22 protein-coding genes are annotated in these 22,507 nt (G+C 71.2%); 13 read left to right on the forward strand and 9 right to left on the reverse strand.

Features of this window, described 5'->3' with window-relative positions:
• Positions 1-65: 65 nt before the first annotated feature.
• From AB0L64_RS40475 to AB0L64_RS40490, 4 genes are all read left to right on the forward strand, one after another.
• Positions 66-1,343 carry a multicopper oxidase domain-containing protein gene (locus AB0L64_RS40475; protein ID WP_363718297.1) on the forward strand — a complete coding sequence of 426 codons (1,278 nt, stop codon included), beginning with the start codon at positions 66-68 and terminating at the stop codon, positions 1,341-1,343.
• Between the two features lie 16 nt (positions 1,344-1,359).
• A complete protein-coding gene (locus AB0L64_RS40480; RefSeq protein WP_363718299.1) occupies positions 1,360-2,649 on the forward strand; it encodes a multicopper oxidase domain-containing protein in 1,290 nt (429 codons plus the stop codon).
• Positions 2,650-2,659: 10 nt separating this feature from the next.
• A complete protein-coding gene (locus tag AB0L64_RS40485; protein WP_363718301.1) occupies positions 2,660-5,707 on the forward strand; it encodes a multicopper oxidase domain-containing protein in 3,048 nt (1,015 codons plus the stop codon).
• Positions 5,708-5,772: 65 nt separating this feature from the next.
• Complete coding sequence (locus tag AB0L64_RS40490; protein WP_363718303.1) at positions 5,773-6,255, forward strand: hypothetical protein; 483 nt, start codon at positions 5,773-5,775, stop codon at positions 6,253-6,255.
• Positions 6,256-6,259: 4 nt separating this feature from the next.
• Here the strand turns inward: AB0L64_RS40490 and AB0L64_RS40495 are convergent, their stop codons facing one another.
• Both AB0L64_RS40495 and AB0L64_RS40500 read right to left on the reverse strand, forming a co-directional pair.
• Positions 6,260-7,360 (reverse strand): HAMP domain-containing sensor histidine kinase, encoded by a 1,101-nt coding sequence (locus tag AB0L64_RS40495; protein WP_363718306.1) that lies wholly within the window; start codon positions 7,358-7,360, stop codon positions 6,260-6,262.
• Entirely contained in the window at positions 7,353-8,018 is a 666-nt protein-coding gene (locus tag AB0L64_RS40500; RefSeq protein ID WP_363718308.1) for a response regulator transcription factor, read from the reverse strand. The genes AB0L64_RS40495 and AB0L64_RS40500 overlap by 8 nt, the downstream gene beginning before the upstream one ends.
• A 227-nt stretch (positions 8,019-8,245) precedes the next feature.
• Here AB0L64_RS40500 and AB0L64_RS40505 point away from each other — a divergent pair, with 227 nt between their 5' ends.
• From AB0L64_RS40505 to AB0L64_RS40540, 8 genes are all read left to right on the forward strand, one after another.
• Positions 8,246-10,084, forward strand: coding sequence for a copper resistance protein CopC (locus tag AB0L64_RS40505; protein WP_363718310.1), 1,839 nt, complete (start codon positions 8,246-8,248; stop codon positions 10,082-10,084).
• 18 nt (positions 10,085-10,102) lie between these two features.
• Complete coding sequence (locus tag AB0L64_RS40510; RefSeq protein ID WP_363718312.1) at positions 10,103-10,852, forward strand: FAD:protein FMN transferase; 750 nt, start codon at positions 10,103-10,105, stop codon at positions 10,850-10,852.
• Positions 10,849-11,508, forward strand: coding sequence for a response regulator transcription factor (locus AB0L64_RS40515; RefSeq protein ID WP_363718314.1), 660 nt, complete (start codon positions 10,849-10,851; stop codon positions 11,506-11,508). The genes AB0L64_RS40510 and AB0L64_RS40515 overlap by 4 nt, the downstream gene beginning before the upstream one ends.
• The gene (locus tag AB0L64_RS40520) at positions 11,505-12,737 is read left to right on the forward strand and encodes a HAMP domain-containing sensor histidine kinase (protein ID WP_363718316.1); all 1,233 of its coding nucleotides are present in this window, start codon (positions 11,505-11,507) and stop codon (positions 12,735-12,737) included. Before AB0L64_RS40515 ends, AB0L64_RS40520 begins: the two co-directional genes overlap by 4 nt.
• Positions 12,738-12,760: 23 nt before the next feature.
• Positions 12,761-14,182, forward strand: a complete 1,422-nt coding sequence (locus AB0L64_RS40525; protein ID WP_363718318.1) for a ferredoxin reductase family protein — start codon at positions 12,761-12,763, stop codon at positions 14,180-14,182.
• A gap of 13 nt (positions 14,183-14,195) precedes the next feature.
• Positions 14,196-14,729, forward strand: coding sequence for an FMN-binding protein (locus tag AB0L64_RS40530; RefSeq protein WP_363718319.1), 534 nt, complete (start codon positions 14,196-14,198; stop codon positions 14,727-14,729).
• Entirely contained in the window at positions 14,726-15,172 is a 447-nt protein-coding gene (locus tag AB0L64_RS40535; RefSeq protein WP_363718321.1) for an FMN-binding protein, read from the forward strand. The genes AB0L64_RS40530 and AB0L64_RS40535 overlap by 4 nt, the downstream gene beginning before the upstream one ends.
• A 69-nt stretch (positions 15,173-15,241) precedes the next feature.
• Positions 15,242-15,733, forward strand: coding sequence for a DUF2231 domain-containing protein (locus AB0L64_RS40540; RefSeq protein WP_363718323.1), 492 nt, complete (start codon positions 15,242-15,244; stop codon positions 15,731-15,733).
• An 11-nt stretch (positions 15,734-15,744) separates the two neighbouring features.
• Here AB0L64_RS40540 and AB0L64_RS40545 read toward each other — a convergent pair whose 3' ends face one another.
• Genes AB0L64_RS40545 through AB0L64_RS40560 form a run of 4 tightly spaced genes read right to left on the reverse strand, consistent with a single transcriptional unit; the run spans position 15,745 to position 18,662 of the window.
• A complete protein-coding gene (locus AB0L64_RS40545; RefSeq protein WP_363718325.1) occupies positions 15,745-16,095 on the reverse strand; it encodes a hypothetical protein in 351 nt (116 codons plus the stop codon).
• A 2-nt stretch (positions 16,096-16,097) separates the two neighbouring features.
• Positions 16,098-16,901: an ABC transporter permease subunit gene (locus AB0L64_RS40550; RefSeq protein WP_363718327.1), complete on the reverse strand. Its 804-nt coding sequence runs from the start codon at positions 16,899-16,901 to the stop codon at positions 16,098-16,100.
• On the reverse strand, positions 16,880-17,794 hold the full coding sequence (locus AB0L64_RS40555) for an ABC transporter ATP-binding protein (RefSeq protein ID WP_363718329.1): 915 nt from the start codon (positions 17,792-17,794) through the stop codon (positions 16,880-16,882). Before AB0L64_RS40555 ends, AB0L64_RS40550 begins: the two co-directional genes overlap by 22 nt.
• 1 nt (position 17,795) lies before the next feature.
• Positions 17,796-18,662: a universal stress protein gene (locus AB0L64_RS40560; protein ID WP_363718331.1), complete on the reverse strand. Its 867-nt coding sequence runs from the start codon at positions 18,660-18,662 to the stop codon at positions 17,796-17,798.
• Positions 18,663-18,824: 162 nt separating this feature from the next.
• On the opposite strand from AB0L64_RS40560, the gene AB0L64_RS40565 reads away from it, so the two are divergent.
• The gene (locus AB0L64_RS40565) at positions 18,825-19,874 is read left to right on the forward strand and encodes a zinc-dependent alcohol dehydrogenase family protein (RefSeq protein WP_363718333.1); all 1,050 of its coding nucleotides are present in this window, start codon (positions 18,825-18,827) and stop codon (positions 19,872-19,874) included.
• Positions 19,875-19,970: 96 nt separating this feature from the next.
• On the opposite strand, the gene AB0L64_RS40570 is transcribed toward AB0L64_RS40565, so the two are convergent.
• Genes AB0L64_RS40570 through AB0L64_RS40580 form a run of 3 tightly spaced genes read right to left on the reverse strand, consistent with a single transcriptional unit; the run spans position 19,971 to position 22,445 of the window.
• Complete coding sequence (locus AB0L64_RS40570; RefSeq protein WP_359928858.1) at positions 19,971-20,846, reverse strand: universal stress protein; 876 nt, start codon at positions 20,844-20,846, stop codon at positions 19,971-19,973.
• Positions 20,847-20,859: 13 nt separating this feature from the next.
• Positions 20,860-21,825, reverse strand: coding sequence for a nitroreductase family protein (locus AB0L64_RS40575; RefSeq protein WP_363718335.1), 966 nt, complete (start codon positions 21,823-21,825; stop codon positions 20,860-20,862).
• Complete coding sequence (locus AB0L64_RS40580; RefSeq protein ID WP_363718337.1) at positions 21,822-22,445, reverse strand: hypothetical protein; 624 nt, start codon at positions 22,443-22,445, stop codon at positions 21,822-21,824. Before AB0L64_RS40580 ends, AB0L64_RS40575 begins: the two co-directional genes overlap by 4 nt.
• Positions 22,446-22,507 lie beyond the last annotated feature (62 nt).

Genomic DNA, 22,507 nt, shown 5'->3' on the forward strand with positions numbered 1-22,507 from the left:
GGCCCGCCGTTCCCTAGCGGCGGGCCGCACTCCTTCGGACCACGAACCAGCAACGGGAGACACTTGTGACCGACAAATCTGTGTCGCGTGGACCTACGCGGCGTTCTTTCCTGACCGGTGCGGCGGCCGCCGCGGGCGTGGCGCTCGGCGGCCGGCTGCTGACCACCAGCACAGTACTGGCCGCGCCCGGCCGGACGGCGGCCGTCGCCGGCGCGTCGGCGGCCGCGGCCCACCCGGTGCGCCAGTTGCATCTGGCAGGTACCGACGGCTGGGTGGGGATGCCCGGCGACGCGCCGCCCGACCCTCCGTTCTTTCCGGATCCGTTGGCGCCGAGCCCGTTCAACACCTACGTCTTCGGCTTCCGGGACGTGACCGGGATGACGTCGAACCTGGTCGCCGCGCAGCGCGGCAAGGCCCAGCTCAGCGCGCCGATGCTGTCGTTCGACGAGGAGGACGACATCTACCTGACGCTGACCAATCTGGGGCTGGCCCAGCGGCCGGATCTCTTCGACGGGCACACGCTGCACTGGCACGGGTTCGTCAACGCGATCCCGCTGTTCGACGGCGTCCCCGAACTGTCGCTCGCGGTCCCGATCGGCCGCGACCTGACGTACTTCTACCGGCCGCACGACGCCGGCACGTACATGTACCACTGCCACTTCGAGGACGTCGAGCACGTCCAGATGGGCATGACCGGGATGGTGTTCGTCCGCCCGGCGCAGAACCGCACGCCGCTGCACCCGGGCGAGCGGTACGCGTACAACGACGGCGACGGCTCGACGGCCTACGACCGGGAGTTCGCGTTCATGATCACCGAACTCTGGTCGGCCGCGCACTACCGGGACGCGCACATCCAGGTGAACGACTGGACCGACTACGACCCGAGCTTCTGGCTGCTCAACGGCCGGGCGTACCCGGACACGACGGCACCGAACGGCGATCCGCTGAGTACGGCGGCCGGCCGGCTGCAGTACCAGCCGATCTCGTCGCTGATCCGCTGCAACGCCGGCGACCGGGTGCTGCTGCGGATGTCGAACCTCGGGTACCAGAACCACGTGCTGACGGTCGACAACATCGACCTGACCGTCGTCGCCAAGGACGCGGCGCTGCTGAAGGGCCGCGACGGTACGACGAACTACCTGACCTCGAACGCGGTCGAGGTGGGGCCGGGGGAGAGCCGCGACGCGATCTTCGTCGCACCCTCGCCGGGGGAGTACCTGCTCTACGACCGCAAGTACTCCTACCTGGACAACGGCGGCGGGGCCGGGTACGGCGGCATGATGACGAAGATCGTCGTCGGCGCGCCGGGCACCTACCCCGCCCAGACCGCGGCGAACGCGTGACGGGGGCGATGATCCGATGAGACGACTCACGGTCCAACGAGTGCTGGCACTGAGCGCGGCCGCGCTGCTGGTGGCGGCACCGGTCCTGATCCGCACCCAGGCCGCGGCCGCGGAGATGTCCGAGGGCGCCGTCTGCGACACCGACGCCAACCAGACCTTCTCGCTCACCGCGGGTGACGGGTACATCTCCACCCCGGACGGCAACTCGATCTACATGTGGAGCTACGCGAACAGCAAGCGGAGCTTCCAGCTGCCCGGCCCGACGCTGTGCGTCGAGTCCGGCCGGCAAGTCACGGTGATCCTGCACAACACGTTGCCGGAGGCAACTTCGATCGTGTTCCCGGGCCAGCTCGCCGTGAAGGCGAACGGCAACCCGGCACAACCGCAGTTCGACGCGGGTGGCTCGCTCACCTCCCTGGTCCAGTCCGCGGCGGCGAACGACGGCTCGGTCACGTACACCTTCACCGCGGGCAGCCCGGGCAGTTATCTGTACGAGACCGGCACCGACGTGGACAAGCAGCTCCAGATGGGGCTGTACGGCGCGCTCGTGGTCCGCCCGGCCGGGCACCCGAACCAGGTGAACGACCGGCCCGACTCGGCCTTCGCCGACGGCAAGGAGTACGTCTACCTGCTGTCGGAGATCGACCCCGACGTCCACCTCGCGGTCGAGCGGCACCAGAGCGTCGACGTGAACGCGTCGAAGTCGAGGTACTTCATGATCAACGGCCGCAGCATGCCGGACACGCTGGCGCCCAACTACGCGCCCTGGCTGCCCGCCCAGCCGTACGGCGCCCTGGTGCACATCAAGCCGTACGACGCCGCGACGAACCCGCTGCCGGCGACCATTCACTACCTGAACGCCGGCAGCGTGAACTACCCGTTCCACCCGCACGGCAGCGACGAACGGGTCGTCAACCGCGACGGGCACGCGCTGCAGGGACAGACGGGGGAGGACCTGTCCTACCTGAAGTACGACCTCGACGTCGGTCCGGGACAGACCCTCGACGTCCTGATGGACTGGCGTGACGTCGAGCACTGGAACGCGACGACCAACCCGATCCCGACCCAGATCCCGGCCATCACCGACCAGTTGCTGGTCGGCCCGGACACCTGGTTCTCGGAGAGCGGCTACCTGGGCACCAAGAACCCTGTTCCCTCGAACCTGACGCAGAACAACGAGTGCGGCGAGTACTACCACATCGCCCACAGCCACGCGCTCGAGCAGGCGACCAACTACGGGGCAGCCTTCGGCGGCATGATGACGGTCTTCCGCATCGATCCGCCCGCCGGCTGTGCGAGCCAGTGAGGACACGACGATGACGAACAGACTTCGGATCGCCACCGTGGGCATCGCCGCCACGGCGCTGGCCGCCGCACTCCTGACGCCGCTCGTGACGCCGGTCGCGGGCGCCGCGTCCCCGTTGCCGCACCTCGCTGCCCGGGCGTCGGTTGCCGTCGGCAAGCTCACGCCGCGGGGCTGTACGTTCGCCGCCGGTACAGCTGCCTGCGACCTGTACGCGATGGCAGGGACGACGTCGCTGCTCGGGACGAGTGTCCCGATCTGGGGATTCTCCTCGACGGGTGCCGCAGGTACGGCGACCGCGCCCGGGCCGGTGCTCGTCGTACACCAGGGCGACGCCCTGACCGTGACGCTGCACAACCAGGTTCCGGGGCAGAACGTCGCGCTGGCGTTCCCGGGACAACCCCTGCCGGCCGGCGGTGAGGACACCGTCGGCGTCGCACCGGGCGTCACCCGGACCTACACGTTCACCGCGTCCAGGGCCGGGACCTTCCTGTACGAGGCCGGGCACACCGCGGCCGGCGCCCGCCAGGTGGCGATGGGACTCGCCGGCGCGCTGGTCGTGCTGCCCGCGGACGGCACGGCGTACGGCACCCAGCCGGCGGGTTACCCGGCGAGCGCGTACGACGACGACGCGGTCGTCGTGCTGAGCGAGGTCGATCCGGCCTTCAACGCGAATCCGGCCGGGTTCGACCTGCGGAAATTCGCGCCGAAGTACCGGCTGATCAACGGCAAGCCGTTCCCGGCCACCGATCCGGTCGCGACCGACCAGGGCCACAAGGTGCTGCTGCGCTACGTCAACGCCGGGTCGCTCACCCACCCGATGACCGTGCTCGGCGGGCTGCAGACCGAGATCGCCCAAGGCGGGCACCCGATGCACTACGCGACCACGGTGGCCGCCGAGAGCATCGATCCCGGGCAGACGCTCGACACACTGGTCACGATGCCGACGGGGCCCGAGGCGAAGCTCACGCTCTACGAACCGGCACGGCACCTCGACAACAACGGGCAGCACACCGCTGACCCGGCACAGTTCGCGTTCGGGGGGATGCTGACCTTCCTGGACACCAACGCGCCGCCACCGAGCACCGACGGGGTCGGGCCGGTCTCGACGCACCTGCGGCTCGCGCCGAACCCGGCGACCGGACAGGTGCCGGTGGTCGTGACCGCCGACGTGAGCGACGCGACCACGGGTGGCTCCGCGGTGGTCCAGGCGGAGTTCGTGATCGACGACGCGGTCACCGTCGGACCTGGTTTCGGTACGCCGATGAGCCTGCCGAGCAGCGGCGTGACCGTCACCGGCGCCACCGGCACCGTCACGACCGCGGCACTGGCCGCGCTGGACGCGGGCCGGCATACGGTGTTCGTCCGCGCCCTCGATGCCGCGGGCAACTGGGGTGTCGTCGGCTCGGTCATCCTGAATTTGCCGAAGACCGGTCCGCAGACGATCAACGGCTCGATCGCCGAGGTACCCGCGAACGCGACGGCGCCGGTGACCGTGTCCGCGACCGGCGACGACTCGGACGCGGGTGGGCTGATCACCGCGGCCGAGTACTTCCTGGACTCGCCGGCGGCGAACGGCGCCGGTACGCCGCTCACGCTGAACCGCAGCGCGACCGTCGTGTCCGAGGACGGCGACATCCCCGCCGCCGTACTGCAGACCCTGTCCGAGGGCGTTCATCACGTCCTGGTGCACAGCAAGGACTCGCTGGGGCTGTGGGGACCGCTGCTCGACATCCCGCTGCCGATCGACGTCACCGGACCCGCGGTCGACGCGGCCGCGGTCGGGCCGAACCCGACCAACGGCGTGCTGGCCGACAAGAGCCACCCGGGCAACCTGCTGATCTCCGCGGAGATCACCGACAAGGACGCCGGCGGCGCACCGCAGAGCCTGCTGGTCGACGCCGAGGCGTTCCTCGACCCGACCGTCCCGAACCCGCCGGGCGGGAGCGGCCTGCAACTGCTGCCGGTCGACGGCAAGCTCGACTCGACCGGGGAGACGTTCTACGGGCTGATCCCGCTCACCCAGGTGAAGGCGCTGGCCGACGGTACTCATCACGTCTACGTCCGCGGTCAGGACGCGGCCGGCAACTGGGGCGCGCTGTTCGCGGTGAACCTCGTGGTCGACAAGACGGCGCCGGTGCTCGGGGCACTCACCGCCGCTCCGAACCCGACCAACGGGGCGGAGACGCTGACCCTGACGGCGCCGGTGACGGACGCCTCGCTGATCGCGAAGGCCGAGTACTGGCTCGGCAGTACCGATCCGGGCGCGGGCCGAGGTGTCTCGGTGCCGGTCAGCGTGGTCGGCGGTCAGGTCCAGGTCACCGTCGCGCTGACGTCGGTGCCGCCGGGGAACCAGGTTTTCAACCTCCGGGTGCAGGACCTGGCGGGCAACTGGAGCAAGCCGGTCGGTACGACGGTGTCGGTCCAGCGGCCGAACCGGATCTTCTCCGACGACTTCGAGTCCGGCGGATTCGGGTTCTGGAGCGGCAGCACCGGCGGGGTCGCGAACACCACGACGGCCGCGCGGCCGGGTCCGCTCGAGCCGGGGAGCCTGCGCGGCCTGCAGGTCACCCTGCCCGGCGCCGGTTACCTGACCGACAACACGCCGGCGGCGGAGACGTCGTACCACGCCCGGTTCGTCTTCAACCGGAACACGCTGGTCTCGGGCACCAACCAGAACACGGCCTTGAGTCTGTTGCAGGGCCGGACGGCGGCCAACGGCCAGGTGTTCGCGCTGGAGTACCGGTACGCGGCGGGTTCGGCGCAGGTCCGGACCGTCCTGGCCCGTAGCGGGGCAGGGACGCTGACCGGTGCCTGGGTGACGCTGACGCCGGGTAACCACACACTCCAGGTCGACTGGACGTCCGGCCCGGCGACGGGTGGCTCGGCAGGTTCTCTGCGCCTGCTCGTCGACGGTGTGAGCCGCTCGCTGCAGACCGGGAACACCAGCACGCTGCGGATCGAGACGGCCTGGCTCGGGGTGTCGGCCGGACTGAGCTCCAGCACTGCCGGCCAGGCGTATTTCGACACCTTCAACTCGACCAGGTACACGATGCCGTAGCACCAGGGGAGCCGGGGTCCTGCCCCCACCAGGACCTCGGCTCCGATCCGTGGGAGGGGAACCACATGCTGGAAGCAACGATGCGCCGGCCCGCCGGGCCGGCGCGGGGAGTCAATCGCCTGGTGGTGCTGGGCGCGGTGCTCGGGATGGCGCTGGTGGCCGGCCTGCTGGTCGGCCTCAAGGTCTGGTCGGCGTCCGGCGAGGCCGGTTCGTTCCCGCAGAGTACGGCGATCGAGCAACAGTACGGCGTCCGCTTCAGCCGGATCGCCGTGGTCGGCGACGGCGGGCTGATCACGTTGACCTATGTCGTCCTGGACAGCGAGAAGGCAGGGCGCTTCCAGTCCGACGTACAGCACCCGCCCGTGCTCGTCAGCGAGGCGCGGGACGGCAGCACGAAGCGCATCTCGGTGATGAAGCAAGGTCACTCGTTACGTGCCGGACAGACCTACTACCTCGTCTACCAGAACACGAAGGGGGCGTTGCGCCACGGCGAGAAGGCGTCCATCGAGCTGGGAGACCTGCGCCTGCGTCATGCGCCGGTGCTGTGAGGGTTCAGACGGCGGCGGGCTCCGGATTCTGCGCGGCCGGGAGGAAGACCTGGAAGAGCGCGCCGCCCTCAGGAGCCCGGCCGGCGGCGATGCGGCCGTTGTGCGCCAGGACGGTCGCACGGGCCATCGCCAGCCCGAGACCGCTGCCCATCGGCGCCGCGCCCGGCGGGCGCCGGTGCCAGAAGCGTTCGAAGACGTGTGGCAGGTCGACGGCCCGGATCCCCGGCCCGGCGTCGGCCACGCTGATCACGTACCACGGTCCCGCCCGCTCGCACGACAACCGGATGCGATCACCAGGAGCGGTGAAGTGGACGGCGTTCTCGACGAGCGCGTCGACCGCGAGCTCGAGCCAGGCGCGGTCCGCCTGGACGACCCGCAGGCCCGCGGGCAGGTCGATCGACCAGTCGCGGTCGGCGCTCTCCCGCCAGTTCCGCCCGACGCCGGCGAGGAACTCACCGAGGTCGAGGTCGCCGGGACGCAGGGCCCGTCCGGAGTCGAGCTTGGCGAGCGCGAGCAGCCGGGTCGAGAGCGCCGACAGCCGGCCCATCTGGCGGCGGACGATCGCGTAGTCGTCGGCCGACTCCCGAGTGCCGAGCGTCGGCTCGAGGAGCTCGAGGTGGCCGATGGCGATCGTCACGGGCGTTCGCATCGCGTGCGAGGCCTCACGGAAGAATTCGCGTTCCCGCTCGAAGACCGCGAGGCGTTCCTCCGACATCAGTTCGACCTGGTCCTGCGCGGCCTTGCGGCGGCGGGCGTGCCAGACCATCGCGAGGAACAGCAACGGCATCAGCGGGATCTCCGCCCACTCCGCGCGGCTGCTGCCGTCCTTGAGCTGGTGGTCGACCAGGACCCATCCGGTCGTCACAGTGACCAGCAGCGTGACGACCAGCGTCGGCCGCAGCGGCCAGACCCGGAACCCGTACACCAGCGTCAGACCGAGGAACAGCAGGTGGTACGGGATCACCTCGCGGCCGATCATCGCGTTCATCAGCGCGAGCATGCCCAGCACGAACACGGCCAGCGTCACATCGACGAGCCGGTACCAGGGCCGGCCGGTCCGGGCCGTGCTGCGCCGGCCGGTCACGACCGGCGCGGCGTCACGCACTCTGAAGTTGATAGCCGACATTGCGCACGGTCTGGATCACGTCGCGGGTCATCTTGCCACGCAGCCGGCGGACGTAGACGTCGACGACGTTGGTCGCCGGATCGAAGTCGTACCCCCAGACCGCGGAGAGCAACTCGCTGCGCGAGCACACCCGGTCGGGTCTGCGCATCAGATGCTGCATGAGCAGGAACTCCCGCTCGGACAGGGCGGCCTCACTGCCGTCCACGCGCAGCTTGCGGGTCCGGACGTCGAGCACGATGCGGCCGACCCGCAGGGTGAGCTCCTCCGACGTCTTCCCGCCGGTGCCGCGCAGACCGAACCGGACCCTGGCCAGCAGTTCCCGGATCGAGAACGGCTTCGGCAGGATGTCGACTCCTTGCTCCAGGCAACGCACCCGGACCTCCGCGTCGGCGACCGCCGACAGCACCAGCACGCGGGTCTCCGGACTGCTCACGAGCACCGCGGCGATCACCGCCTCGCCGTCGACCTCGGGCATCCGCAGGTCGACGACCATCAAGTCCGGCCGCTTGGTCAGGGCGAGCCGGAGCCCGTCGCCGCCGTCGGTGGCGGTCAGGACCTGGTAGCCCTCCGCCTCGAGCCCGCGGCGCACGAACCGCACGACCTCGGGTTCGTCGTCGATCACCAGCACAGTCGTCATGTCTTCCCCCCAGTGGGCCGTGTGGCGCGCCCGCTGTCCCGGATCCTCCCCCGATCCCCAAAGGACATAGTGACCTGCCGGTCACGCGGAGGGAAGCCCGTACGGGCCGTTCGCTCCTCGCGGACGGTGACAACCGGGTGAAAGTCCTGTCATCTGACGCCTCCGCCCGGTGCGGTGCGGGATCGTCGCCAGCAGCACTGTTGGTGTCCAAGGGGGTGACCACGGGCATGCATCGGGACTGGTGGCGACCCAGGTGGCCGGCCCGCGCGCTGCTCGTGCTGGCCGTGGCCGGACTCGCCTGGCTGAGCCAGGCCGGAGTGGCTCAGGCCCATCCCGTGCTGCTGCGTTCGACGCCTTCGGACGGGCAGACGGTCCGGACGGCGCCGCGCCAGCTCGACCTGTGGTTCTCCGAGCCGCCCACGGCCGCGGGCCTCGATCTCGTCCTCACCGATCGCGACGGCAAGGCCTTCCCGGTGACGGCGCGGATCGCGGATCAGGGTCTCCACGTGGTGCTGACCGGCTTCCCGGAGCTTCCACGGTCGGTCTACGAGCTGCGCTGGAGCGTAGTGTCGAAGTACGACCTGCACCGGCTGCAGGGGACCCTGGTGTTCGGGGTCGGGCTGGCTGCCACGTCGTCCGGCCGGCCCGCCGAGTCGGTCACCGGTCCGGCGGGAACCGTGGCCGACGCTGCCCTCGGTTGGTTCGACGCGGGCGCGACGGCGGTCATGTGTGGCTGGGTGCTCGTGGTTGCGTCGGCGGCTCGGCGACAGATCACCTTGCCCGCGGAGCCGCTGGCCACGATGTGGGCGTTGGCGGCCGCGTTCGGCATGCTCTCGGTGTTCGCATCGCTGTTCAGGGGTGTGCGGCAGTGGTCGGAGGCGTCCGGAGCCGGCTCCGGTCTGGCGGTGGCCAGAGATTCGGGCCAGCTGCTCAGGCTGTCGGTCCGTGAAGTTGTCCTGATCGTCATCTGTACGCTCCTGGTGCGGCAGTCCCGCCGAGTGGGCTCGAACAGCAGGGTGACGCTTCTCCTGACGGCGCTCCTGCTGGCAGACCTGGTCCTGAGGGCGGCCGGTAGCCATGCGCGCAGTGGACCGTTCTCGCTGACCGTGCTGGCGCTCCACCAGGCTGCGGCCCTGACCTGGGTCGGCGGCCTTGTCGTCCTAGGCATCCTGACCGCTCGCTTGGCTGGACAGCGCATGATCCGCGTCGACCTGTGGCGGGCGTTCGGACCGGTTGCGGCCTCGTCGGTCGCGGTTCTCGTGATCTCCGGACTGCTGCTGACCGGTCGCCAGGTCGCCTCCGTCGACGCTGCACTGGGCACGCTCTATGGGCGTGCTCTCCTGGTCAAGCTTGCACTGGCAGCTGCGCTGTTGGTCCTCGGCCTCAGACACGCGTCGGGGCTCCATCCCTGGTTGAGAGGGACGCTCCGGCCGGTCGCGGCGCCGTCGTCACGGGCACAGGTGATCTCTCCGCTGCTCGGAATCGGCGCGGTGCTGATCGCTGTGGTCCTGGCCGTGACACCGCCGGCCCGTGGGCCGCAGTTCGACAAGCCCGAGGCGGCGAGTTCGCGGGCCGACTACCAGGTGGACGACCTGCTGATCACCGTTTCACTCGGGCCGAACCAGCCCGGACGAAGCCTGCTACTGGTCGATGTGGTGAGTAGCCGGCGTCCGTCCCCGGGCCCGGTCACAGCAGTGACGGCAGACCTGGGAACGAGCAACGGGACTGCGCTGCGGCGTACTCCGGGCGCAGCACAGGGCGGCGGGCGCTGGCAGGCAGCTGTCGACGTCGAGGCGACGGGGCCGATCCCGCTGCGGATCGTGGTCGGTCGCAACCAGCTCGGTCCTGCCGTCCTGACGACGACCTGGATGGTGCCGTCGGGACTCGCGCCACGTCCCGTGGCGGTGTCGAACAGCCGTCTGGCCCCGTGGACGAACGGCGTAGCCGTCCTGGTCACGCTCGTCGCGCTGGGGGTCTGCATTGTCCTGGTCCGCAGGCACCGCCGCGCGCGGACACCGGTGGCGGCGGCCGCGCGGGAGGAGCGGGTTCCCTCGGGGGTTCGGTGAGCGTCGTACCGTTGCGTCATGGTGCGGCGCCGGAGTTGGGTCGAGCAGATCATGGGACTGCCGATCAGCGTGCTCGCGCGCGGCGCAGCGGCGGGGTCCGAGCGGGCGGAGGCCGCGGTGCGGGAGACGTTCGCGGAGTTGGTGGAGATCGATCGCGTGTTCTCGCCGTACCGGGAGGACAGCGCGGTGAGTCTGCTGGCGCGGGGCGAGGTGAGCTGGGACTCGGTCGACGCGGTGGTGCGAGAGGTCGCCGAGCGGTGCGTGGCCGCGCGGGAGGCGACCGGTGGATTGTTCGACGCGCAGGTGCCCGGCGGCAGCTGGGACCCTTCGGGGTTGGTGAAAGGGTGGGCTGTCGAGCGGGCCGGTGAACGACTGCGGGAGGCCGGCGGGGTGGACTGGTGCCTGAACGCCGGCGGCGACGTCCTCGTGGTGTGTCCGAGCGGTGAGCCGTTCACCGTGGGCATCCAGGATCCGCGTGATCCCGGCCAGGTGATCGCCGGCGTGCCGCGGACCGGGGGAGCGGTCGCGACGAGTGGGACGGCTGCCCGGGGCGCGCACCTGTACGACCCGAGGACGGGCCGTCCGGCCGGCACGCGATGGCTGTCGGTGTCGGTGACCGGTCCGTCGCTGGAGTGCGCCGACGTGCTGGCGACGGCGGCCTTCGTGGCCGGTGACGACTGGCCCACCGTGCTGCCGCCGGGCTACGAGGGGCTCGGTGTTCTTGCTGACGGCAACTTGTTCGCCACGACGCGCTGGGGGCAGGAGTGACGTCGAGGATCCTGGTGATCGAGGACGACGCCGACCTGGCCCGCCTCCTGGAGCGGGTGCTCACCGACGAGGGGTACGCCGTCACGTGGGCGCCCGACGGTCAACGGGGACTGCATCTGGCGCTGACGCAGCCGGTGGACGCGATGATCGTCGACCGTGGCCTGCCCGCTGTGGAGGGCCTGGACCTGATCGCGCGGTTGCGGAGCCGCGGCGTGGGTACGCCGATCCTCGTGCTGTCGGCACGGAACAGCACCGCGGACCGGGTCGACGGCCTCGACGCGGGCGCCGAGGACTACCTGACGAAACCTTTCGAGCTGACGGAGCTGCTGGCCCGCGTGCGCGCGTTGCTCAGGCGTCACCTGGATCATGCCGTCGAGCTCGCCGTCCCGGGTGGTGCGCTGGACCTGGCCGCCCGGACGGTCAGGCGGACCGACGGCGGATCGGTCGAGTTGTCGGAGCGGGAGGCCACGCTGCTCGGGCTCCTGGCGGCGCGGCCCGCGGCGGTGTTCAGCCGGGCGGAGTTGCTCGACCGCGTGTTCGACGCCGCCGAGTCCGAGACCGTCGTCGACACCTACGTGCACTACTGCCGCCGCAAGCTCGGGCGTGACGTCATCAAGACCGTACGTGGGCTCGGCTATCGATTGGGGAAGCTGTGAGCGGCAGCCCGATCGGTGACGAGGTCTTGGTACGCCGGGCCGGTCGCGGCGTCGCCGTCCAAGCAGCGGCTCTGGTCGCCTTGGCGATGCTGCTGCTGATTGCCCTTGTCACCGTGGTCGTCGTGCGCGGTCAGGCCGGCGCGGCGGACGACCTGCTCCGGTCCGCGATCACGACCGCCGACGACGTAGGCGATCCACCGGCAGGGACCTGGCTGGTCATGAGTGGACCGTCCGGCACGACGAGCTCACCAGGCCTGCCCGACGAGCTGGCGCCGGAGCTGGAGGCGCTGCGGGGCCAGGCCACGGAACAGATCAAGGTCATCACGGTCGAGAACGACGACGGCGAGTACCGCATCGCCACCGGTCTCGTGAAAGCCCGGCCGGTGCAAGCGGTGCTGAACCTCGCGACGGCCCACAAGGAACGCGCTCGCCTCCTGCAGGCGATGGCGCTCGCGACCGTCCTCGCGCTGCTGCTGGCCGGCCTGCTGGGCGTGCTGATCGGGCGGCGCGCCGTACGGCCGTTGGCGCAGGCCCTCACTCTGCAGCGTGCGTTCGTGGCCGACGCCGGGCACGAGCTGCGGACGCCGCTGACGCTGCTGAGCACGCGTGCGCAGGTCCTCGAGAGAGCCCTGCGACGCAATGGCGCCGAGGACCAGTTGCTCGACGACGCGCGCGGCGTGGTCGGTGACACGCGCCGGCTCGCCGAGGTCGTCGACGACCTGCTGGCCGCGGCCGATCCGCGCGGCGCCGAGGACCACGAGCCGGTCGACCTGGCACGGATCGCGCAGGATGTCGCCGCCGCGGCGGGCGCGCACGCAGAGCAGGCCGGGGTGCGGCTGCGATGGACGGCGGAGGACGGCCCTGCGGCCGCGCTGGGGTCGCCGAGCGCGGTCCGGCGGGCCACGATGGCGCTCGTCGACAACGCGATCGACCACACGCCACGCGACGGCGACGTCCGGATCGACGTCCGCCGCCGGCGCGGCGAGGTGATCCTCGCGGTGAGCGACACCGGCCCGGGGATCGGTCCGGAAGCGGCGCAGCGCGTCCTGCGCCGTTTCGACTCCGGTGGTCACCGGTCCGGCCGGAAACACTACGGCCTCGGGCTGGCGCTCGCCCACGACGTCGCGAACCGGCTCGGCGGGCAGCTCCGGCTCGTTCCGAGCGAGATCGGCGCGACCTTCGAACTCGTGCTGCCCGCGCTCCCGGACGACGGTCCAAGGAAGGTCTAAGATTCCGCGGTCATCGTCGCAGTATGACGAACCGCGGTGCTGCACAGGTGGCGAACCGGCCGCGCATCGCGCATGTCCGCCGGCGACCGCGACGGACGCCGTCCTGGTGGCGGGACCTGACCGGTGTGCTCTGCTGGGCGAGCGTGCTGGTCGTCGTGGCGCTGTGGGTGTCCGGGCGCGGCGTCCAAACGCTCCTGAACGGTCCGGCCGACCTGTTCACCTCTCTCGGGCGGTTGTCCGGGCTGGTGGCCGCGGATCTGCTGCTCGTGCAGGTGTTCCTGATGGCGCGCGTGCCGATGATCGAGCGGAGCTACGGTCAGGACGAGCTGGCGCGGCGGCACCGCCTGGTCGGCTTCTGGTCGTTCAACCTCCTGCTGGTCCACATCGCCGCGATCCTCGTCGGCTACACGATGCGCGATCACAACAACGTCCTGCGTGAGACCTGGACCGTGGTCACGACGTACGGCGGGATGTTGCTGGCCGCGGCGGCGAGTGTCGCGTTGACCGTGGTCGTGCTCACGTCGATCAAGGTCGCGCGGCGGGCGCTGCGGTACGAGTCGTGGCACCTGCTGCACCTGTACGCGTACGTGGGCGTCGGGCTGTCGATTCCGCACGAGATCTGGACCGGTGCGGACTTCACGACCTCTCGGCTCGCGCAGGTGTACTGGTGGTCGGCGTACGGCGCCGCGCTCGGCGCGATCGTGCTGTACCGGCTGCTGCTGCCGCTCTGGCGGACGCTGCGGCACGGCCTCACGGTGCGCGAGGTCGTCCACGAAGCGCCGGGAGTGGTGACCGTCACGCTCGGCGGACGGGGACTGCACCGGATGCCGGTCCGGGCGGGGCAGTACTTCGTGTTCCGGTTCCTCGACGGTCCGGGCTGGTCACGGGGCAACCCGTACTCGTTGTCGGCGTCACCCGCACCGGACCGGCTCCGGGTGACCGCGAAGGCCGCCGGCGACGGCAGCAGCCGGCTCGCCCGGCTACGGCCCGGAACGCGGGTCGCGGTCGAGGGGCCGTACGGTCGGCTGACCGCCGAGCGGCGGGCCACCGACCGGGTCGCGATGCTTGCCTGCGGCATCGGTATCACGCCGTTGCGGGCGCTGCTCGAGGAGCTCGACTACGCGCCGGGTGACGCGGTTCTGGTGTACCGCGCGCACAGCGTCGAGGACCTCGTCTTCCGCGACGAGCTCGAGCAGCTCGCCCGCCGCCGGGGCATCACGCTGCACTACCTGCTCGGCCCGCGGCTGCGCGGGCGCAGGTCGTGGCTGCCCGAGAGCGCCGCGTCCTGGTCCGACGCGGACGCCGTACGCCGCTTGGTGCCGGGACTCCCGCGGTACGACGTCTATGTCTGCGGTCCGGACCGCTGGATGGATGCGGCCTGCGCGGCTGTGCTCGCCGCCGGGCTGCCCGCCGGACAACTGCACCAGGAACGGTTCTCGTGGTGAGAGGAGAGCGCGGGTGAGGCGCGGGATCAGGTTGCTGATGACGATCGCGACAACGGCCGTGGTGGCGGTGGCCTTCCGGGCGAGCCTGCAGCCGCAGGCAACCGCTCCAGGGGCAGCGATCGTGAGTCCCGAAGCCGCACCTCGTACCCGACCGGCGGCAACGCCCCGCTCGGCACCGCGACCGGCCAGACCGACCAGGCCGACCCAGTCGACGAAGCCGACGCGGTCGACGAGGCCGAGCACCAGTGCGCCGGCGAAGTCGGTTGTCGTCGCCGGCGGCGTGGCGGACACGCAGTACGGTCCGGTGCAGGTGCAGATCACCGTTCGCGGCGGACGGATCGCCGAGGCCCGCGCGCTGCAGCATCCGAGCGGCGACGGGCAGACCGACCAGATCAACGCGTACGCCGTGCCGCGCCTCGACCAGGAGACGACGGCGGCGCAGAGCGCCCACATCGACACGGTGTCCGGCGCGACGTTCACCTCGGACGGCTACCGCCGATCGCTGCAGTCCGCGCTCGACGCCGCGCACCAGGCCGGTGCGCGATGACGGCGCATTCGCAACGGCTGCGGCGCAACATCGTGGTCGGCGGCACCACCGGCGTACTGCTGGTGCTGCTGTTCCTCTACCCGTCCAGCCGGAACCACGTGTCGAGTCCCGCGCATCCCGCCGCGACACCAGGCATCGTGAGCACCGGCTCCGGTGAGGTGACGGTGAACGGGACATCCGAAGGCACCCGGTACGGGCCGGTGCAGGTGCGGGTCACCATTCGCGGGCGGCGGCTGGTGGCGGTGACCGCGGTGGCCTACCCGTCGTCCGGAGGGCGCGATCGTGAAATCAGCTCGTTCGCGCTGCCGCGGCTCGAGCAGGAGGCGGTCGCCGCCCAGAGTGGCCGCATCGACACGGTGTCCGGGGCGACGTTCACCTCGGACGGGTACCGCCGGTCGCTCCAGTCGGCCCTGGACGCCGCGCACTTCCGTGCGGCGGGCTGACGGGTTCCAAGAATTCCCCAAGATCCGGCTGCCAGTGTGGGGCCTCCGAGTCGAGTCGAAGGAACCTGAATGCAGACTGTCAACGGTCTCCCCGCCCACGTGCTCCTCGTGCACGCCATCGTCGTCCTGCTGCCGTTGTCGGCGGCACTCCTGGCGCTGACTGCGGTCTGGCCCGCGGGCCGAAGGCGGCTCGCCGGGCCGAACGCGGCGCTGTCGGTGCTGGTCGTCGTGCTGGTGCCGATCACCACGAGCGCCGGTGAATGGCTGGAGCACCGGGTCGCGGCGAACCCTCTCGTCCACCGGCACGCCGAGCTCGGCGACACCGCCATCTACGCGGCGATCGGCGTCGCGGCGCTGGCGCTCGTGATCTGGTGGAGGCAGCGGGAGAGCTCCGGGCGGACGCCGGCGCGGCGCACGTTTCTCGCCCCGTCCGCGAACGCCGTCACCGTGACGCTGACGGTGCTCGCGGTCGTAGTCTCGGCTGCCTCGGTGTACGACGTCGTCCGGATCGGTGACTCCGGAGCCAAGGCGAGCTGGAGCAACTGGGCCGCGCGCCCCTGACCAGCGGTCCGTCAGTGGCGGGTGGCTGGGTCGAGCTCGGGGGCGCGGAAGGTCAGATGTGAGGTGAGCGTGACCGACCACAGAACCAGGATCGAGCCGATCGAGATCGTGGAAACCAGGGCCGACGGTAGCGGGATCGCCAGCGTGCCGGTCACCGCGGACACGACGGCCAGGGACAGGGCGAGCCATCCGCCGAGGTCTTGGTGCAGCGCGCCGCCGAGCAGCAGGACGACGCCGCCGATCGCCATCAGCGACAGGCAGGCACCCGCACGGTTGCTCAGCGCAACGAATGGCAGTTGGACCGCCAGCAGGAAGGCGATCAGCAGCGAGGCGAGGACGTCGCGGCGGGGAACGGTGGCCATGGTCAGCCTGCGTGCGCGGTCGAGATGTCGCGGCCGTCGAGCGCCGGCAGGGCGAACAGCGTGACCACGACCGCCCCGGCGGCAAGCCACAGGTAGCTGAGCTGGAGCCCCGCGCCCAGGGGCCCGCCGTGAAAGGCCTGGTAGATGGGCGAGTACGGCTGCCAGGCCTCGAACCGCGGGAGGATCAACCCGATCGCGTAGACGACGTACGCCGCGGTGGCGGCCGTCGCCGCGATGGCGATCGCGGTGCCGCGACGGCCCGTGACCGCACCGGCCGCGAGCGCTAGAACACCGAACTCGATGCCGAGCAGGGTCAGCGCGAGCGCGCCGCCCGCGGCCTGCGGCACCGAGATCCCGAGGTCGAAGACCAGGCTGCCGATCGTCGTCGCCGCGAACAGCGCGACGCCGAGCACGGTCACCGACACGGCAAGGGCCGCTGCCTTGTCGACGACGATCCGCGAGCCCGAGACCGGTGTCACGAGCAACAGTTCGAGCGTGCCGCGTTCCTCCTCGCCGGCCACCGCCCGGGCGCCGTGCCCGATGCCGTAGACCAGGAACAGCGCCGGGAGCAGGAGCGTGAACAGCTCCGCGTTGAGGAATCCGGCGCCGGTCGTCATCGCCTCCAGGTTGAAGAACTTGCGTAGCTGCTCGGGGAACGAGGAGTACAGGTCCTTCAGGTCGGGCATGTCCCGCACCGAGGGCCACAGCGCGCACTCGAGCAGGACCAGGACGGCGATCGCGATCGACCAGCCGATCAGTCCGCGGCGGGCGTCGTGCAGCGACTTCAGGAAGACGTTGCGGAACATGGCTCCTCCTGGCCGTCGTAGTAGTCGAGGAACGCGGCCTCGAGATCCGCCTCGTGACTGAGCACGTTGGTGACCTCGTACGGCGCGACCGCCCGGATCAGCTCGGCGGTCGACCCGGTCACCGTGACGCGAGCGGTGCGGCCGTCCACGGCGACGTCGTGAACGCCGGGGACGGCGTGGATCGTGGCAGCCGGCGGTACGTCGGCGAACGTGAGGTCGAGGCGGCGCCGGGCGCGGTCCTTGAGGGCCTGCACCGACTGGACGGTGACCAGGCGGCCGGCCCGCAGGATCGCGACGGTGTCCGCGACGGCCTCGACCTCCGAGAGCACGTGCGACGAGAGGAACACCGTCCGGCCGGCGTCGCTGGTCTCGCGGAGCAGCGTGCGGAACTCGCGCTGCATCAGCGGGTCGAGGCCCGAGGTCGGCTCGTCGAGGATCAGCAGGTCCGGCTCGTGCATGAACGCCTGGACGATCCCGATCTTCTGCCGGTTGCCGCGCGACAACGCCCCGATGCGGACACCGAGATCGAGGTCGAACCGCTTGGCCAGCAGGTCGATCCGGGCCCGGTCGACACCGCCGTACAGGTGGGCGAAGTAGTCCAGGTACTGCGTGCCCGTCAGGTCGGGGTACGCCGCGAACTCGCCCGGCAGGTAGCCGATCCGCCGCTGCAGGGCGTCGTACTGGTCGGCGGCGTCGAAGCCGAACACGATCGCGGAGCCGGCGGTCGGGCGGATCAGCCCGGCGAGCAGCCGGATCGTGGTGGTCTTGCCGGCGCCGTTCGGCCCGAGGTACCCGACGATCACACCGGGCGGTACGTCGAGGTCGAGCCCGTCGAGGGCGGTCCGCCGGCCGAAGCGCTTCGTCAGCCCGCGGGTCTTGATGACGGTGTCCATCTCACGGCTCCCGATGGTGGATGACGGCGACCGGGCATTGCGAGTGGTAGAGCAGTCCGCGCGCGACGGATCCGAGCCGCAGCTCCGAGAACGCGGTCTGCCCGACGCCTCCCACGACGACCAGGTCGGCGGCCGCGGACTCGCGGGCGAGGACCAGGACGGGATGGTCGGTGACGCTGTGCCGCTGCACCGCGACCTCGGGGTACTTCGCGGTCCAGCCGTCGAGCGTCTGGGCCAGGAGTTCGTCGGACTGGTCGATCCACGGCTGCCGGTCCGGGTCGAGCCACACGCGCGGATCCGGGTAGTTCTCCCGCAGCTCGACGGCGTGCACGCCGACGATCCCCGCGTGCGTGGCGGCGGCCAGCTCGAACGCGTACCGCACCGCGTCCTGTCCTTCGACGGATCCGTCGATGCCGACCACGATCCGGCCGCGCGCGGGTGCGGCCGGGTCCCAGGTGTCCGGTACGACGATCAGCGGCACGTCGGTGCTCAGCGCCGTACAGACCTGGGACGTGGAGCCGAGGACCAGCTCGGCGAAGCCGCCCATGCCGCGGCGGCCGACGACCAGGGCGATCGACCGCTCGGCGAGCTCGAGCAGCACCTGCGCCGGGTGCCCGTGCCGGACCTCGAGCGACGCCGACCGGAAGCCGATCCGTTCGAGCTCTCGCAGTGCGTCGTCGAGCACCTCGGTGCCGTCGTCCGGGCCTTCGAGCGGGGCGCCGGGAGGCGATTGCTGGTCGTCGTCGACGATGTACACGGCGTGCAGCGGTGCGCCGTGCAGGACGGCGTACGACGCGGCCCAGGTGAGGGCGATCAGGCCGTCGCGGGATCCGTCGATCCCGGCCAGTACCGGCAGTTCGCTGGTCATCGGGCGCCTCCTCGAGGTCGTACCACCGCAGTCCCAGTCAAGCCGGACGCCGGTGGGCGGGGCAGGGCCGAAGGTCCCGCCGGGACGTGTTGTTCGGCCGCTGTCCGCGTCCGGCCCGCGAGCCAGAGTCGAGGTGGGACGTAACGCTCAGGGAGGTTCGTGATGAAGGCATTGGTCTACAACGGTCCGGGCAAGCGGAGCTGGCACGACGTGCCGGATCCGGTGATCCAGGATCCCGAGGACGCGATCGTGCGCGTCGACGCGGTGACGATCTGCGGCACCGACCTGCACATCCTGAAAGGCGATGTGCCCACCGTCGAGCCCGGGCGGATCCTCGGGCACGAGGCGGTCGGCACGATCACAGCCGTCGGCGACGGCGTCCGCGGCGTGGCGGTCGGCGACCGGGTCCTGATCTCGTGCATCACGGCCTGCGGCCGGTGCGAGTACTGCCGGCAAGGCCATTACGGTCAGTGCCTCGGCGGTGGCGGCTGGATCCTGGGCCACCTGATCGACGGCACCCAGGCCGAGCAGGTCCGCGTTCCGTTCGCCGACCGGTCGGTGTACAAGCTGCCGGACAACGTCAGCAACGAGGAAGCGGTGCTGCTCGCGGACATCCTGCCGACGTCGTACGAGGTCGGCGTCCTGAACGGCGGCGTCGCGCCCGGCGACACCGTCGTGATCGTCGGCGCGGGGCCGATCGGGCTGGCGGCGCTGGCCACCAGCAAGCTGTTCACACCCGCGCGGGTCGTGGTCGTCGACGCCGCCGACTCGAGGCGCAAGGCCGCGCTCGACCGCGGCGCCGATCTGGCGCTCGGTCCGGACGAGGACGTCGAGGCGAAGGTTCGCGAGCTGACCGGCGGGCTCGGCGCCGACGTGGCGATCGAGGCGGTCGGCGTACCGGCCACCTTCGAGCTGTGCACCCGCCTCGTCCGCCCGGGCGGCACCGTCGCGAACGTCGGTGTCCACGGCGCTCCGGCGACGCTGCACCTGGAAGACCTGTGGATCCGGAACGTGACCATCACGACCGGTCTGGTCGACACGTTCTCCACGCCGCGTCTGCTGTCGATGCTGGCGGCCGGCCGGCTGCAGCTGCCCGGCCTGATCACCCACCGGTTCGGCCTCGACGAGATGCAGGACGCGTACGACGTGTTCGCCGACCCGGCCACCACGGGCGCGCTGAAGGTCGCGCTGTTCGGGGAGGAGGGCTTCTGACACCACAACTGACACCACAACTGACACCACAACTGACACGACAACGCACCGCGGTCCGCGACGAGTCGTCGCGGACCGCGGTGCGTTGCGGGGTACTCAGCGCACGACGGCGATCGGGCAGTGGGCGTGGTGCAGCACGGTCTGGCCCACGGACCCGAGCAGCAGGCCGGTGAATCCGCCCCGGCCGCGCGAACCGACGACGACCAGGTCCGCGGATTCGGCGCGCCGGACCAGGGCCTGGGCGGCGGCGCCCATCGTCAGTTCGGTCGTCCAGTGCACGTCCGGATGGTCGGCCGCCGCGCCCGCCACGGACTCCGCGACGAGCAACCGGGCCTCCTCGCGGACCTTCGCCTCGTCGAACTGCAGCATCGACGCGCCGTCGTCGTAGGTCAGGAACGGGCTCGTCCACGCGTGCACCGCGACGACCTCGCCGTGCATGGCCTCGGCCTGGTCGAAGGCGAAGTCGATCGCCTTCGCCGAGGCCTTCGAGCCGTCGACGCCGACGACCACGGTCGCTGCCCGGGGTGCGCGCTGCTGTTGCTCGTGCGGGATCACGACGACCGGGCACTGCGCGTGCGTGGTCACCTGAACGGCGACCGAGCCGACCAGGAGACCGCTCCAGCCGCCCAGACCGCGCGAGCCGAGGACGACCGTGCGGGCCTCCTCGGCGGCGTCGATCAAAGCCCGCGCCGCGGGTCCTCCCTCGAGCCGTGTCTCCACGGTGAGACCGGGATGGTGCAGACGAACGTTCTCGGCCACGGCGTCGAGCCCGGTCTGACGGGCCGTCCGGACCGCCTCGAGCGGTACGACGTGACCGGGCGAGGGCCGGGTGATGATGACGAGTTCGAACGCTTCGACGAGCCGGAGCGGTGCCATCGTCCGGACGGCCTCCGCGGTGGCCCAGCGAAGGGCGCTCTGACTGCCGGTCGAACCGTCGTACCCGACGACGATCGGGGCGGGCTGCGTGGTCATGGGATCTCCTTGTCTAGAACCACCGGTCGAAGGACTCGTGCCAGTCCCGGCGGCCGGCGTGGCCGTCGGTCTGTGCGGGATAACCGATCCGCAGCACCATCTGCGGCCACCGGCCGCCGATGAGTTCGCGGACCTGAGCGCGTGGTGCCGGACGCTCGAGGAGTTGGTCGAGGAACGACGCCTTGAGGTTGTACGACGTGGCCACGAGCAGCACCCGCTGCAAGGCCAGACCGGCCCGCGTCCAGGCGTCGGCGTCCTCGTCGTGAGTGCTGAGTACGACGATGGCCGGAGCCGTCTCGTAGACAGCCTGGCTGCGATGCGTGCTGTCGAAGCCGGCGGACAGGTCGCGGACGAAGGACTGCCGGACCGGCTGCGGGCCCAGCGCGCGCTCGGGGACTCCGTCGCCCGACCGGTCGCCGCCGATCCAGGTCTCCCGCTCCTGGCGGCGGTTCTCGTCGTAGCCGTCCTCTGCGTCGGCCTGGTGGAGCAGGACCCGCAGACCGGAGATGTCCGGCGGCTCGAGCCAGTGCAGCTCGGCTCCTTCGATCCGGGCGGCCTCGTCGAGTTCCCGCCGTACGGTCGGGTGGACGGGGTGATCGAGCAACGGCCCGCGGTAGGTGTGCCGCTGCGCCACCTCGCCGTACAGGCAGCTGAGCTCGGGGACCGGCGTCCCGCGGCGGTCCAGGTAGACCCGGGCCTTGATCTCGGGCCGGGCCGGATCGGGAGACGTCGCGAAGCGGGCCTCGTGGCCGAGCATGGCGGCCGCGACCCGGAGGTTGAACACCGCGGCGCCGATGCCGAGATGGGCGGCGCGACCGGAGACGTCCTCGAAGGGCAGGCCGCGTTCCTCGTCGAGCAGCACGTCGACGACCGGGCCGTGGACCTCGAAACGCCAGGGCTGGGTGTTGTGCATGGACGGGGCGTGGACGGCGGCGGTCAGCAGGATGCCGACCTCGTCCTCGGTCAGTTCGGCGATCATCTGCGGTCCGTTCCGGTCCGCTCCCCGAAGCGGATCAGGGTGTGGTTCAGGCAGTCGGCCCGCACGTCGTGTGCGGTGGCGGTGAGCAGGACGCGCTCCAGGGCGATCCCGGCCCGGATCTGGTCGGCGGGTTCGGCGCCGTTCGTGACGACGACTGCCAGGGAGTCGACCGGAAGCCAGGTCAGCTGCGCGTCCTCGATCGCGGCGGCGCGGGCGAGCATCCGGCGGAGCTGCTCGTCCGGTGGCGTCGCCGGGCGGGCGACGTCCCGGGACAGGATCGCCGTGTAGAGCTGCTGCAGCTCGCGGTCCGGCAGGCCGGTGGGCTCGACCAGGATGCGGGCAGCGAGGCCGGGATCGTGCGGGTACGGATACAGGCTGACCCAGCTGTCGAAGCTCAGCGACGCGGCGGCGCAGCGCAGGTTGAAGATCGCCGCGCCGGTCGCGATCCGCCGCACCCGGGCGACCACGTCGGGGGTCGCCGGCTCGTCGTCGAGGTAGAGGTCGACGAGGTGGCCGTCGATCTCGGCGCGCCACGGGCGCGGCACGTGCAGACCCGGCACCGTCCCGGCCGCGTGCAGCAGTACGCCGAGTGCGGCGGAAGTCAGCTGGTCGGTCAGCATCGCTACCTCCGTGCCTGGAGTTCTGGGATTCCAGCGTCTGCCCGCGGGCCTCCCGCCGGGCA

It is taken from the genome of Kribbella sp. NPDC051936 (genome assembly GCF_040680955.1).
Classification (GTDB): domain Bacteria; phylum Actinomycetota; class Actinomycetes; order Propionibacteriales; family Kribbellaceae; genus Kribbella.

Bases quoted from the DNA above. Each gene is read 5' to 3' on its own strand.
- AB0L64_RS40575 (WP_363718335.1), bottom strand. From the start codon at position 21,825: ATGATCGCCGAACTGACCGAGGACGAGGTCGGCATCCTGCTGACCGCC.
- AB0L64_RS40550 (WP_363718327.1), bottom strand. From the start codon at position 16,901: ATGTTCCGCAACGTCTTCCTGAAGTCGCTGCACGACGCCCGCCGCGGA.
- AB0L64_RS40580 (WP_363718337.1), bottom strand. From the start codon at position 22,445: ATGCTGACCGACCAGCTGACTTCCGCCGCACTCGGCGTACTGCTGCAC.
- AB0L64_RS40480 (WP_363718299.1), top strand. From the start codon at position 1,360: ATGAGACGACTCACGGTCCAACGAGTGCTGGCACTGAGCGCGGCCGCG.
- AB0L64_RS40510 (WP_363718312.1), top strand. From the start codon at position 10,103: ATGGTGCGGCGCCGGAGTTGGGTCGAGCAGATCATGGGACTGCCGATC.
- AB0L64_RS40555 (WP_363718329.1), bottom strand. From the start codon at position 17,794: ATGGACACCGTCATCAAGACCCGCGGGCTGACGAAGCGCTTCGGCCGG.
- AB0L64_RS40535 (WP_363718321.1), top strand. From the start codon at position 14,726: ATGACGGCGCATTCGCAACGGCTGCGGCGCAACATCGTGGTCGGCGGC.
- AB0L64_RS40525 (WP_363718318.1), top strand. From the start codon at position 12,761: ATGACGAACCGCGGTGCTGCACAGGTGGCGAACCGGCCGCGCATCGCG.
- AB0L64_RS40505 (WP_363718310.1), top strand. From the start codon at position 8,246: ATGCATCGGGACTGGTGGCGACCCAGGTGGCCGGCCCGCGCGCTGCTC.
- AB0L64_RS40570 (WP_359928858.1), bottom strand. From the start codon at position 20,846: ATGACCACGCAGCCCGCCCCGATCGTCGTCGGGTACGACGGTTCGACC.
- AB0L64_RS40540 (WP_363718323.1), top strand. From the start codon at position 15,242: ATGCAGACTGTCAACGGTCTCCCCGCCCACGTGCTCCTCGTGCACGCC.
- AB0L64_RS40485 (WP_363718301.1), top strand. From the start codon at position 2,660: ATGACGAACAGACTTCGGATCGCCACCGTGGGCATCGCCGCCACGGCG.
- AB0L64_RS40490 (WP_363718303.1), top strand. From the start codon at position 5,773: ATGCTGGAAGCAACGATGCGCCGGCCCGCCGGGCCGGCGCGGGGAGTC.
- AB0L64_RS40565 (WP_363718333.1), top strand. From the start codon at position 18,825: ATGAAGGCATTGGTCTACAACGGTCCGGGCAAGCGGAGCTGGCACGAC.
- AB0L64_RS40545 (WP_363718325.1), bottom strand. From the start codon at position 16,095: ATGGCCACCGTTCCCCGCCGCGACGTCCTCGCCTCGCTGCTGATCGCC.
- AB0L64_RS40560 (WP_363718331.1), bottom strand. From the start codon at position 18,662: ATGACCAGCGAACTGCCGGTACTGGCCGGGATCGACGGATCCCGCGAC.
- AB0L64_RS40500 (WP_363718308.1), bottom strand. From the start codon at position 8,018: ATGACGACTGTGCTGGTGATCGACGACGAACCCGAGGTCGTGCGGTTC.